This is a genomic window from Aeromicrobium sp. P5_D10 (genome assembly GCF_054049535.1).
In genome coordinates this window covers 243,388-255,054 of record NZ_JBFUME010000003.1, presented here as the reverse complement: position 1 = coordinate 255,054, position 11,667 = coordinate 243,388, and the positions used below count along the sequence as shown (strand labels likewise).

The window sequence follows — 11,667 nt, the reverse complement described above, 5'->3', positions numbered from 1 at the left end:
TTAAATGTGTGTCGCGACGGCCATCCGCGAAAAGCGCGGAGGGCAATTCGCAAGAAGGAGCAAGACAATGGCTACAGGAACAGTCAAGTGGTTCAACGCTGACAAGGGCTTTGGATTCATCGCCCCCGACGACGGCAGCGAAGACGTTTTCGCGCACTTCTCGGCCATCGCGACGAGCGGCTACCGCTCGCTGGACGAGAACCAGAAGGTTGAGTTTGACGTCGAGCAGGGCCAGAAGGGCCTGCAGGCGACGAACATCCGTCCCCTCTGATCTACCGGATCTTCTGATCTAACAGATCTACGAAACCCCCGGCGCCTCGGCGTTCGGGGGTTTCGTGCATCCTGCCCCCTTGCCCCCGGGGGCCGGTGCGCTGGCGTCCAAGAATCTGTGCCGGGTGGACGCCAACGCACCGCCCCAAGGATGCGGTGGACGCCAGCGCACCGCCCCGGGATTAGGTGGCGGTGAGCAGGAGGACGGCGAGGCTGAGCTCGATGCTGGCGCCGAAGATATCGCCCGTCACTCCTCCTAGGCGCTTGGTGGCGCGTCGGATGACCACGGTTGTCACCGCCAGCGCCGCGCCTGCGCAGATCAGGCCGCGCCACCAGGCTTCGTCCACCAGCACGAAACCTGCGCACATCAGCGCGGTCAGGCCGATCCAGACCATGACGGCCGAGATCTGCGAGACGCTGCCGACGTACGTCTCGCCGAGCCCGTCGCGGCGAGCGGCGTGAATGCCGCGCACGCAGGTGATCGCGAGAGCCCCACGTGAGACGCAGACCAGCAGCGCGGCAAGCCAGGGTCCCTGGGGAAGGCACATGACGGACGCCAGTGCAGCGGCCTGGATCCCGAGCACCACGACCAGCGCAGCCGCCCCGGCAGGACCCGTGTCACCGGTCTTCATGACGGCAAGCGAGCGTTCCCGGTCGTACGAGGATGTCAACCCGTCAGCCGTGTCGGCCAGACCGTCGAGGTGGAACGCCCTGCTGCTGGCGGCCAGCAGCCCCACAGTCGTGACGGCCACCGCCAGCGGCGCGAGCTCGAGTTCACGACCGAGCCACAGCGTCGCGGCGACGAGCAGCGCGAGGGGGACGACGGCGAGTGGCGCGATCAGCATCGCTGTGCCGGCGATCCTGCGGTTGACGGTGCGTGGCGGCCTCACTCGGATCGCGGTCAGCGTGCCGACCGCGAGTCGCCAGGCGTCCAACATCTAGCCGAGGTCTGACAACAGTGCGACATCGGCGAGCAGCAGCGCCGCCGATCGCACGAGGGGCACGGCCGCGACGGCACCGCTGCCCTCGCCGAGACGCATTCCGAGATCGAGGATCGGTTCGAGTCCCAGCTTCTCCAGCGCGAACGCTTGCGCGGGCTCGGTCGAACGGTGCCCGGCGGCGAACCAGGCGGCTGCGCCCGGCGCCAACCGGTTAGCCATGATGGCCGCTGCCACCGAGATGACACCGTCGAGAAGCACCGGGACGCCAGCGCGGGCGGCGGCCACCATGAAGCCGGCGGTCGCGGCGATGTCGGCGCTGCCGAGTGCGGTCAGGGTGTCGATCGGGTCGTCAGTGCGGGCGCCGGCCCGGTCGAGCGCCTGCTGCACGATCTGTGTCTTGTGAGCCAGTCCGGCCTCGTCGATGCCGGTTCCGTGGCCGGTGACGTCGGCCGCCGGAAGTCCCAGCGAGGTGGCGATGAGCGCTGCGGTGGGCGTCGTGTTGCCGATACCCATGTCGCCGGAGATCAGTAGCTGGGCTCCGGCAGCGATCTCTTCGGCTGCGATCGTCTCGCCGACAGCTATCGAACGGGCCGTCTCGTCGGCGGTCAGCGCATCTTCGAGGTGGATTGCGCCGCTGCTGCGACGGACCTTGTGGGCCGTGACGGCCGGGTCGACTCCGTCGAGGTCGTCGTCGACCGCGATGTCGAGCACCCTGACGTTGACTCCGTGCTGGGCAGCCAGCACCGAGACACCTGCCTTACCTGCCAGAAAGGTACGGACCATGGCCGGGGTGATGGCCTTGGGGAACGCCGAGACGCCGTGATCGGACACCCCGTGATCCCCGGCGAAGATCACGGCGCGAACGTTCTGGAGCGGCGCGGGGGGCACCTGGCCCTGTGTCGCGGCCACCCAGACCGCGAGTTCGCCGAGGCGTCCCAGCGCTCCGGGGGGTGTCGCAAGACCGGCCAGACGTTCGGTTGCTGCGGCACGGGCGTTCTCTGACGGCGGGGTGACAGTGTTCTGCATGGGATTCTCCTCTGGGATGGGTGCGTCCCGTGGGCGGATGAGATGACCATGCCTGACGGTCTGGCTTCGCCGAGGGCGTCACAGTAGCGCTACTGCGCCGGAATCTCACCGGCTTCGTCAGGAGTGGTGCTGCCCATCGTAGGCGAGCAGGTCGCCGGGTTGGCAGTCGAGGACTTCGCAGATGCGTGTCAGCGTCGTGAAACGCATCGCGCGGGCCTTGCCGGTCTTGAGGATCGATAGATTGACCAAAGAGATATCGGTCCGCGCCGCGAGCTCGGTCAAGGTCATACCGCGCAGCTCGAGCATCTCGTCGAGCGTGATCTTGATCTGGTGATCGCTCACACGGTCCCTTCGAGGTCGGCGTGCATGACGGCCGCACGCGACATGACTCGGCCGACGGCGATGATGCCGTATGCGCCGATGATGCCGGCTATGGAGACACTGAAGGATCCACTGTGCCACGACATCGTGGACGCCATGGAGTGCTTCAGCATTCCGTCGGCGAACCATTCGAGCAATGTCGTCGCGGCGAGTCCGATCAGGAGCAGCCAACCGAAGGCCTCGATCCGCTCGGCGAGGGCCGCGGAGAACAGCCCGACTCGTCGGGCGTACTTGATCGTGTGACGGGCAAGCAGAAGAAGGCCGACGAACAGGAGGAAGCTGGGGGCCGCAGTCAGCCCGGTCCATACCTGTTGCATCGCGCTGGGGTCGTTCTGGCACATCTCAGATTGAGAGTCGCGCGATAAGAAGTTGGGAGTGCGGCAGATCGGATCTTCGCCGATGCCGAACCAGTGTCCCTCGCCTGAGGCCAGGGACATGACAGCGAGCGCAGTGAATGTCACCAGCACGCCGACCAGGATGCGGGTAGCCGCGTCGAGGGGGCCGAGTGGATCGATGGCACGGGACTCCTTCGCCACGGTCTATTGCGATCGGCGTCTACTCGCCGATGATCGAGCGGGCGCCGTCGACGAGCGCCGCGGAGATCTGCTCCTGCGCACGGCCCAGGTAACCCGAGACCATTGCGCCGTCGCGCAGCATCATGAGTTGATCTGCCTTGACGGTGGGTTCGGCCACTCGTAGTTGACTGAGCAACTCAGCGAGCTGAGATGTCAACCAGGCGCGGTGCTCGCCGATGGCCTTTCGTCCCGGGTGATCGTCGGCGGGCAACTCGGCGGCGGCGTTGATGAACGGGCAGCCACGGAAACCGGGCGAACAGCTCGCCTCGCCGATGACGTCGGCGTACCAGTGCAGGACGCCCGCTGGATCATCGGTCAGTTCGGCGCGCTTGGCCGAGATCGCGGCGCGTTCGCGTTCGGCATGCACGTGCAGGTAGGCCGCGATCAGATCGCCCTTGGTCGGGAAATGGCGGTAGAAGGTGACCTTGGAGACCCCGGCTGCGGCAAGCAGCTTGTCGGCGCTGACGGCGTGGATCCCCTCGGCGTAGTACCGCTCGACAGCCGCGTCGAGGATGCGCTCGCGCGCCGGCTTCATCTCGATGACGGACATGTGGGGCTCCTGCGGTTGTGGGGATTTGCCTACCGTGCAACCATGTAGACGTACTAGTCAGTCTACATGCCTTAGGGGTTCAGATGCCTGCTCAGATTCTTTACACCGCAGTTGCCACGTCCGACGGCGATGGCCGCAACGGCCATGTCCGTTCGAGCGACGGTCTGATCGACACCGATGTCCGCACACCCAAGGAGATGGGTGGTGCCGGCGGCGCGACCAATCCCGAGCAGCTGTTCGCCGCCGGTTACGCCGCGTGCTTCCACTCCGCTCTCAAAGCTACGAGCAAGCAGCACGGCGTCGAGATCGTCGACTCGGCTGTCACGGCCGAGGTCGGGATCGGCCCCAATGACGCCGGCGGATTCGCTCTGGCGATAACCCTCAACGTCGAACTCGGCGGCGGCGTTTCGCAGGCCGACGCCGAGAAGGCCGTCGAAGTCGCGCATCAGGTGTGCCCGTACTCGAATGCGACCCGCGGCAATATCGACGTCATCCTCAACGTCGAGACTGCCTGATTCTCAGGGTTTCTTGCCGCCGGTCGGGTTCGGGAACGCTACCGCGCCAGTCGCCACGATGGCTCGGGCGATTGCGCGCAGCCGCTCCTCGACCGTGATGCCACGAGCCGTGGCTTCGCGGTCGATCCCGGCGGCGCAGACGCGGTCGGTTGTGTCCTCGATCTGGTCGCGCGCGGCCTGACCTGTCGGGGTGATCGCACCGGATGCGTCGACCCAGCCGCGGGTCACGAGCTGATCGATCGCCGCCTGCCACTCGTCTTCGGTCCACCCGCGAAGCTGCCGCTGATCGGTTTTGACGTAGCCTGCTGCTGCGGCGAGCACATTTGACGAGACGCCGTCGAGACCGGCCGCGGTGAGGATCGCGATATGGCAGTCGCCGCGATACTCCCGGATGACGGTCGCTGCGTGCCACAGACGAGCGACGGGGTCTTCGGGAGCCGGCACGGAGAAGTGCGCCGCGGCCAGGGCTTTGCCGGCGAAGTCGAGTCCCGAAGTCATGAGGCTGAGTTCGCGCGCGAGGGCAGCGACATCCACGTCGGTCGCGTTGACGCCCGGTTCGATCGTCGAACGGGCGAGGTCGAGGCGTGCGTCGAGGATGGCTTCAGGCGTCGCGCGTTCCCACGCGGACGGTAGGGCGCGCTCGATGATCGCCGGAGCGAAGCCGTGGAACAGTGCCGTGACAACAGGAGCCGGCGGGGTGCCGAGGGCAGCGGACCGGGACGCCGTGTAACCCATCCAGTAGCCCTTGAGTCCGATCGCTTCGTACTTCTGCTTGGTGTCGGGTGCGAAGTAGACCGGAACGTGGATGGTCTCGATAGCTCGCCAGAAGGCTCTGCTCAGCGTCATGTGCCCAGTCTCACCCATGGCCTCAGAGCTTGCGCGCCTGCCCGCTACTGTCGTTCCCATGACTGCTGCGACGCTCAACACCCGGATCCTGCTGGCCTCCCGCCCCCACGGCGAGCCGACTGCGGACAATTTCCGTGTCGAGTCCGTGCCGCTGCCTGAGCCCGCCGAGGGCGAAGTGCTGCTGCGCACGATCTACCTGTCACTCGATCCCTATATGCGTGGCCGGATGAACGCCGGTCGTTCGTACGCCGCGCCGGTCGAGGTCGGGGCAGTCATGGAAGGCGGCACGGTGGCCGAGGTCATCGAGTCGCGTGACCCGTCGCTGTCAGTCGGCGACATCGTGCTCGCACATGTGGGCTGGCAGTCGTACGGGGTCGCGGCGGCGAAGCATGTTCGGCGCCTCGATCCGGCCCACGCACCGGTCTCGACGGCAGTGGGTGTGCTCGGCATGCCGGGCTTCACCGCATATGCCGGCCTGCTGGAGATCGGCAAGCCGCAGGCCGGTGAGACGGTTGTCGTGGCTGCCGCAGCGGGCCCGGTCGGCTCGGCCGTGGGACAGATCGCCCGTATCAAGGGTGCTCGGGCGGTCGGTATCGCCGGAGGACCCGAGAAGGTCGCGTACCTGAAGGAGCTGGGCTTCGACGTGGCCCTCGACCACCGTTCGCCGTCGTTCGCAGCCGATCTGAAAGCGGCTGTGCCCGATGGAATCGACGTCTACTTCGAGAACGTGGGCGGTCAGGTGTGGGATGCGGTGATGCCACTGCTCAACGATTTCGCGCGGATCCCGGTCTGCGGCCTGGTCGCGCACTACAACGACACCGAGATGCCGACGGGTCCCGACCGGTTGCCCCGGTTCATGAGCATGATCTTGACCCGTCGCATCACGATGCAGGGATTCATCCAGACCCAGTTCGTCGATTCGCACTACAAGGACTTCCAGCGCGAAGCCGCCGGCTGGATAGCGGACGGCTCGTTGCGTTACACCGAGGACGTTGTCGAGGGGCTGGAGAATGCGCCGGAGGCATTCTTCGGGATGTTGCACGGTGCCAACTTCGGCAAGCTCCTGGTTCGGGTCGGCGACGATCCGACCCTCTAGGCGTCCTGAGTCTGGGCGACCTTCGACAGGATTCGGCTGAACTTGCGGTTCAGCCCACGCATGACGAGCGCATACCCCCACGGCGCGTAGCGCTGCAGATAGTGCCCGGCGCGGATATCGGATGAGGTGAAGACCAGGTACTTGCCCTTCTCCACGCCACGGATCATCGAGGCTGCGGCGCTTTCGGGAGTCACCGCATGCCGCTCGAACTCGCCGATCGTCTTGACGAGTTTGGGGTGTTCGCGGTCGACGCCGACGATCGTGACGGTTCCCACCAACGGCGTCTTGACCGCTCCCGGGCAGACCAGCGTCACGCCGATGTCATGCTGTTCGAGGTCGAATCGCAGCACTTCGCTGACGCCGCGGAGTCCGAACTTCGCCGCGCTGTACGGTGCGTGGACAGGGAGTCCGAACAGTCCGGCCGCGGACGAGACGTTGACGACGTGGCCACCGCGACCGGCCTCGATCATGGCCGGGACGAAGGCCGACATGATGTGGATGGGTCCCATCAGATCGATCTCCACGCAGTCGCGCCAGTGCTGTGAACTGAGGTCCTGGATGCGTCCCCAAGTGGAGATGCCCGCGACATTCATGACGATATCGACGGGGCCGAGCGTCAGCGTGCGATGCGCGAACGCCATGACGGCGTCCTCATCGCTGATGTCGAACGCTTCGTGGTGCACGACGCGGTCGCCGACCTGGGCGACCGTCTCGGCCAGACCGTCAGCATTGACGTCGGTCAGGATGAGTCGGGCGCCTTTCGCGGCGGCCTGGATGGCCGTGGCACGGCCGATGCCGCTGCCAGCACCCGTGATGACGGCGGTACTGCCGGTGAATCGAGTCTTGGTCATGGGGATCCCTTGGTAGAACAACTGGGACAATCGTACCGCTTCTGTATGGGCGTGGGCTCCAGAACCTGTCCGCCGCGACCATTAGCGTTGGCCGCAGGAGGCGAAGATGAGAGTCAACAAGTACGCCGGGGAGTGCGCCGAGTGCGGTGTCGTCGTGATGATCGGGGCGGGTCGACTGATCGGCTTTCCGGGTCGCTGGCGCACGATCTGCTTCAGCTGCTCGCCGACGCCGCCTCCACGCGGTGACCACTCCGGCTGGCATCACCTGCGTCTGGCCTCGCTCGATTTCGAGACGACAGGCATCGATCCGCTGATCGATCGGGTGCTCAGCTTCGCCCTGCTCGACGATCGCGGGCGCGACTTGTCCGGGCTCATCAATCCCGGCGTCGAGATCCCCGCCGCATCAGCCGAGGTCCATGGGCTGACCGCCGAAGCGCTCGTCGGAGCTCCGGAGCCCACCGAGGCGATCACGGCCGTCGTCGCTTGGGTGCAGGATCTCATCGACCGCGGTATCGGCCTGGTCGTGTTCAATGCGGCCTACGACCTGACGATGCTGCGTGCCGAGGCGACCCGCTGGGACGTCGCCCAGCCAGACTGGGACCGGCTGCTCGTGGTCGATCCCTTTGTCATCGATTGGGGTATCGAACGCGGTGGCCTCGGACCGCGCCGATTGACCGATGTCGCCGGCTACTACGGAGTTCTGCTCGACAATGCCCACGATGCCACCGCGGACGCCCGTGCCGCGCGTGAGGTCGCCTATGAGATCGGCAAGCGGCACCCTGGCATCGCCTCAGGCAGTCTTGTCGATCTCATGACCGATCAGCGGTCCTGGTACGCGGCCCGCGCCGAAGACTGGAACTCGTACGCCCGCACGGTCGGTCGGACGCTCGACGATCCAGTTGGCTGGCCGCTGCAGAGTCCGGTATTCGCGGTCTGAACGCTCAAGAGTCAGGTAGTCTCGGCAAGACCTAGCAGGAGGTCGCCGATATGTTGTTCATCATCATCTTCGCGGTGCTGGCGGTCCTGGGTGCGGCCGCGTGGTGGAAATTGAGCGGCCGAGGGCGGAAGACTCCGCGATTCGACGAGTTGTCGCGCGAGGACCAGGTGTCGTACATGCGCAATCAGCAGGGCATCGACGGGCGTCGCGGAACTCGTGACAGCGTCAAGGGGCTGGGCGCCGGCCGAGGCAGCATCAACGGTGGCGGATGGGGCCCCTGAGACGGTTCACGGTGTGACGTGCTCGGCGTAGCCCTCGCGGTAGGTCGCAAATTCCGGTCGCCAGCCGCTGGCTCGTAGCCGGGAGTTCGAGAGCCGCTTGCCCTGACCGAGGGCCGGATCGCCGGACGCCGTGTCGTCGGACGTCAGGTACGCCGCGACGTCACCCAGCAGGGCCGGTTCGTCGTCATTGCCGATGTACACCGGCCCGGGCTGCTTATCGCGCGTCAGCAGGTGAACGGCTGCCGCAGCGGCGTCGGAGCGATGGATGCGGTTGGTCCAGCGGTTCGGATCGCCGATCTGGCCGGTGTGGGCCAATCCCAACAGGCGGGGCTCGCCACGTCCGTAAAGACCTGACAGGCGCAGCACCGTGCCGTCCGGCAGCCGTTCGGAGAAGACTTTCTCGGCCTCCAGGAGCACGCGTGCCGGACCGTCGGCTGGACCGGGCGCTGTGGTCTCGTCGACGATCGGATCGGCAGGCAGGTCGCCGTACACGCCCGTCGACGAGACCAGCACGGCGCGACGAGGTAGCTGTCCGGCCGCTTCCACGGCGTCCAGCGCCCGACACATACCGTCGACGTAGGTCGCCCGGTAGGCCTCCTCGGTGCGCGGGCGTGCGGTCAAGGCGATGACCAACAGGTTCAGGTCCATGGGCGGCAGGACCGGCTGCTCCCTGGTCAGATCGGCGGACACCCCGATGATCGGCGCGGGTACGAGATCTGCCTGTCGCCTGATCGCCACGACACCGTGGCCACGCTGGAGCAGTCGCAGGCCGATATCGGCGCCGAGGTCGCCGCAGCCGACGAGGAGGGTGTCGGGACGGGAGAGCTGTGAATTCATGGGGTCCTCAAAACGGTGGCCAGGGGATGGCCGGCATCTCGCCGTGAGGTGCCGGGAACTGTGCGGTGTCGAGCAGGTGGCGGCAGCGGGAAGCTAACGCCGCTCTTTCGTGGTCGGTGATCAGCTCGGCCAACGAGTCGCCGAGGGCACCGCTCAAAGCGGCCAGGACCACCTCGACCCCGGCCAGCTCGTCGGTGGTCAGCGATTCGCCGAGCCAACCCCACAAGACGGTGCGCAGTTTGTGCTCGACGTGGAATGTGAGTCCATGGTCGATCCCGAAGCGATGGCCCCCGGGCATCGCCAGGACGTGCCCGCCTTTGCGGTCGGCGTTGTTGACGATGACATCGAAGACCGCCATCTGCCGCAGGGCTCGGGTGTCTTCGTGGATCAGTGAGACCCGACGGTCCTGGCCGTCGTATCCGTCGAAGACATGCCGCCATCCGGTCTCGGGCATCTTGCCGGCCGGGACGAGATCGACCGCGTTCTGGTCGGGGTCGACGTCCTGCCACAACTGCATCATGCCGGGGCCCATCGGGCCGTCGCGCAACCACGTGGGCGGCACGACATCCCACCCGAGTGCCTCGGAGACCAGGTAGGCGGCCACTTCGCGGTGGGCGAGATCCCCGTCGGGAAAATCCCAGAGCGGTTGTTCACCGGCGATGGGCTTGTAGACGAGGGTGACGTCGTCGATGTGTCCGAGGAAAGTGGCATTGGACGCCGTCATGATCCGGCCGTCCAGTTCGACGTCACCCCTGACAAGATCGGCTTGCGTCGTCAACGGAATCCGTCGGGCAGTGTGCAGATGTGTTCGTCGGCGTCCATCGGCATGCGGCACAGCGGGCACAGGGGGCGACCCGCCCCGACGACTTCGCGAGTGCGTTTGGCAAAAGCCCGCGCGGTGCCGACGGGGATGCGGATGATCAGGACTTCCTCGGGCTCGACCTCCAGGTCGATCTCCAACTGCTCGATGTCTTCGATCTGCTCCATGCCGTCGACTTCGAGTTCGATCTCGAGGATGGGAAATGCCTCGATCACGAGCTGTGCGGTCGTGGGATCCCAGCCCAGTGTCATCGCGCCGGCACGGAACTGTTCCTCGACAGGTTGGTCGAGCGGCTCATTGTCGACCAGACCCTCAGGGGTGATCGCCGGAACGCTGAAGGGATTGTTGTCCACGGCCATCAGCTCGTCGAGAACCTCCTCGACCCGCTCGGCAAGCGCTGCGCATTGCTGCTTCTCGAGTGAGACGCTGATCAGTCGCGAGCCGTCGCGGGCCTGCACGAAGAATGTGCGATCTCCGGGTTGGCCTACCGTGCCGACGACGAAGCGGTCGGGCCAGTCGAACCCGTGGACGATTTGAGGCATGGGTTCATATTAGGAGCGAGTCGAAGCGGGCGCTCCGTGACCTGCTCCGCCGCCGACTGCCGCGTCGTCCGAGGCGGGTGCGGCAGCGAGCCATGACAGGTCTCCCGCATCCGTGTTGGTCGCCAGCACATGGGGCCGCGCAGCCCCGTATCGCACGATCGAGACCGACGCGGGGTTGACGTTGATGCGCTGGAACAGATCGAGATGCATGCCCAGAGCATCGGCGAGGATCGATTTGATGATGTCGCCGTGGCTGACCGCGACCCAGACGGCGCTGGGCCCGTGCTCGGCTTCGATCGCCGCGTCTTGGCGGCGTATCGACTCGACCGCTCTCGACTGCATGGCCAGCAGCGATTCGCCGCCTGGGAAGGTGGCGGCCGACGGCTGATTCTGCACGACGGCCCACAGATCTTCCTTGGCCAGCACGCTGAGTGTGCGGCCCTGCCACTCGCCATAGTCGCACTCGGTGATGCCGTCGTCGATCGGCGTCTCGGGCGAGCCGCTCTGCTGAGTCACGATGGCGTCGGCGGTCTGGCGGCAGCGCTCGAGCGGACTGGAGACGACGCTGACCGCCGGCACGACCGCGAGGCGTTCGGCGGTGCGCCGGGCCTGTTCGAGACCTACCTCGTCGAGTTCGACTCCGGCGGTGCGGCCGGCGAGCACGCCGCTAGCGTTCGCGGTCGTGCGTCCGTGTCGAACCAGGATGACTGTGGCCATACGTGCGAGCCTAGGCCTTCAGGGCAAGACTGACCGCCGGACGCACGCCAGGCGGGACGTTCGACTTGGGCGGATAGGCCGCGAGGTACTCAAAGCCCAGTTCCTGCACGACCGCCGAGATATTGGCGAAGATGGCATCGACGGACGGGAGATCGCGACCGGTCCGATCGAGCACTGCGGCAGTGGCCGCTCGCCGGTTGGCGGGACGTCCTTCGTGGTCGGCGCGCAGCAGCAGGATGTAGGCGTCGACCGCCACCGCGATCTCCTCTTCGGTCCACCGGCCAGGACGTGAGGTGGGGACCCCGGCGGGCAATGACCATGAGTCTTCGTCGACCACGAGCCGGCCCGCCGCCGACATGGCTTCGGCGGCGATGCGCATCTCGGCCTGCCACCGGTCGAGGAGCTCGTCGACTGTGGCGGCACCGCCCAGTGCGGTCAGGCCGTCGACGATCCAGGTCTGCGTGGCGTTCGGGGAGTTCACG

Annotated in this window: 17 protein-coding genes; 5 read left to right on the top strand and 12 right to left on the bottom strand. The window is 66.5% G+C overall.

The genetic code is table 11. The annotated features are described in order from the left end of the window. Positions 1–67 precede the first annotated feature (67 nt). Entirely contained in the window at positions 68–271 is a 204-nt protein-coding gene (locus ACXJKC_RS06335) for a cold-shock protein (RefSeq protein WP_056208020.1), read from the top strand. A 181-nt stretch (positions 272–452) separates the two neighbouring features. On the opposite strand, the gene ACXJKC_RS06330 is transcribed toward ACXJKC_RS06335, so the two are convergent. The 5 genes from ACXJKC_RS06330 to ACXJKC_RS06310 form a co-directional block, all read right to left on the bottom strand. Next, entirely contained in the window at positions 453–1,208 is a 756-nt protein-coding gene (locus ACXJKC_RS06330; RefSeq protein WP_456695838.1) for an adenosylcobinamide-GDP ribazoletransferase, read from the bottom strand. Further along, complete coding sequence (gene cobT / locus ACXJKC_RS06325; RefSeq protein WP_456695837.1) at positions 1,209–2,237, bottom strand: nicotinate-nucleotide--dimethylbenzimidazole phosphoribosyltransferase; 1,029 nt, start codon at positions 2,235–2,237, stop codon at positions 1,209–1,211. Positions 2,238–2,354: 117 nt separating this feature from the next. Beyond that, complete coding sequence (locus ACXJKC_RS06320) at positions 2,355–2,579, bottom strand: helix-turn-helix domain-containing protein (RefSeq protein WP_456695836.1); 225 nt, start codon at positions 2,577–2,579, stop codon at positions 2,355–2,357. Further along, on the bottom strand, positions 2,576–3,154 hold the full coding sequence (locus ACXJKC_RS06315) for a hypothetical protein (protein WP_456695835.1): 579 nt from the start codon (positions 3,152–3,154) through the stop codon (positions 2,576–2,578). Before ACXJKC_RS06315 ends, ACXJKC_RS06320 begins: the two co-directional genes overlap by 4 nt. Before the next feature lie 19 nt (positions 3,155–3,173). Next, complete coding sequence (locus ACXJKC_RS06310) at positions 3,174–3,743, bottom strand: TetR/AcrR family transcriptional regulator (RefSeq protein ID WP_456695834.1); 570 nt, start codon at positions 3,741–3,743, stop codon at positions 3,174–3,176. A gap of 83 nt (positions 3,744–3,826) precedes the next feature. Between ACXJKC_RS06310 and ACXJKC_RS06305 the strand changes: the two genes are divergently transcribed. After that, positions 3,827–4,258: an organic hydroperoxide resistance protein gene (locus ACXJKC_RS06305; RefSeq protein ID WP_456695833.1), complete on the top strand. Its 432-nt coding sequence runs from the start codon at positions 3,827–3,829 to the stop codon at positions 4,256–4,258. A gap of 3 nt (positions 4,259–4,261) precedes the next feature. Here ACXJKC_RS06305 and ACXJKC_RS06300 read toward each other — a convergent pair whose 3' ends face one another. Continuing rightward, positions 4,262–5,104 (bottom strand): SCO6745 family protein, encoded by an 843-nt coding sequence (locus tag ACXJKC_RS06300; protein ID WP_456695832.1) that lies wholly within the window; start codon positions 5,102–5,104, stop codon positions 4,262–4,264. Positions 5,105–5,162: 58 nt separating this feature from the next. Here ACXJKC_RS06300 and ACXJKC_RS06295 point away from each other — a divergent pair, with 58 nt between their 5' ends. Further along, positions 5,163–6,200 carry an NADP-dependent oxidoreductase gene (locus ACXJKC_RS06295; protein ID WP_456695831.1) on the top strand — a complete coding sequence of 346 codons (1,038 nt, stop codon included), beginning with the start codon at positions 5,163–5,165 and terminating at the stop codon, positions 6,198–6,200. Here ACXJKC_RS06295 and ACXJKC_RS06290 read toward each other — a convergent pair. Then, positions 6,197–7,051: an SDR family oxidoreductase gene (locus tag ACXJKC_RS06290; protein WP_456695830.1), complete on the bottom strand. Its 855-nt coding sequence runs from the start codon at positions 7,049–7,051 to the stop codon at positions 6,197–6,199. The two genes, ACXJKC_RS06295 and ACXJKC_RS06290, sit on opposite strands and share 4 nt — an antisense overlap. A gap of 106 nt (positions 7,052–7,157) precedes the next feature. On the opposite strand from ACXJKC_RS06290, the gene ACXJKC_RS06285 reads away from it, so the two are divergent. Next, positions 7,158–7,988, top strand: coding sequence for an exonuclease domain-containing protein (locus tag ACXJKC_RS06285; RefSeq protein ID WP_456695829.1), 831 nt, complete (start codon positions 7,158–7,160; stop codon positions 7,986–7,988). Between the two features lie 50 nt (positions 7,989–8,038). Next, a complete protein-coding gene (locus ACXJKC_RS06280) occupies positions 8,039–8,269 on the top strand; it encodes a hypothetical protein (RefSeq protein ID WP_456695828.1) in 231 nt (76 codons plus the stop codon). Between the two features lie 6 nt (positions 8,270–8,275). On the opposite strand, the gene ACXJKC_RS06275 is transcribed toward ACXJKC_RS06280, so the two are convergent. The 5 genes from ACXJKC_RS06275 to ACXJKC_RS06255 are packed head-to-tail and all read right to left on the bottom strand — an operon-like array spanning position 8,276 to position 11,666. Continuing rightward, positions 8,276–9,106 (bottom strand): NAD-dependent epimerase/dehydratase family protein, encoded by an 831-nt coding sequence (locus ACXJKC_RS06275; RefSeq protein WP_456695827.1) that lies wholly within the window; start codon positions 9,104–9,106, stop codon positions 8,276–8,278. 7 nt (positions 9,107–9,113) lie between these two features. After that, on the bottom strand, positions 9,114–9,884 hold the full coding sequence (locus tag ACXJKC_RS06270) for an SCO1664 family protein (protein WP_456695826.1): 771 nt from the start codon (positions 9,882–9,884) through the stop codon (positions 9,114–9,116). Further along, positions 9,881–10,468 carry a DUF3090 domain-containing protein gene (locus tag ACXJKC_RS06265; RefSeq protein WP_456695825.1) on the bottom strand — a complete coding sequence of 196 codons (588 nt, stop codon included), beginning with the start codon at positions 10,466–10,468 and terminating at the stop codon, positions 9,881–9,883. The genes ACXJKC_RS06270 and ACXJKC_RS06265 overlap by 4 nt, the downstream gene beginning before the upstream one ends. 9 nt (positions 10,469–10,477) lie before the next feature. Then, complete coding sequence (locus ACXJKC_RS06260; RefSeq protein ID WP_456695824.1) at positions 10,478–11,185, bottom strand: MSMEG_4193 family putative phosphomutase; 708 nt, start codon at positions 11,183–11,185, stop codon at positions 10,478–10,480. Positions 11,186–11,195: 10 nt separating this feature from the next. Then, on the bottom strand, positions 11,196–11,666 hold the full coding sequence (locus tag ACXJKC_RS06255) for a hypothetical protein (protein WP_456695823.1): 471 nt from the start codon (positions 11,664–11,666) through the stop codon (positions 11,196–11,198). Between the last annotated feature and the right edge of the window lies 1 nt (position 11,667).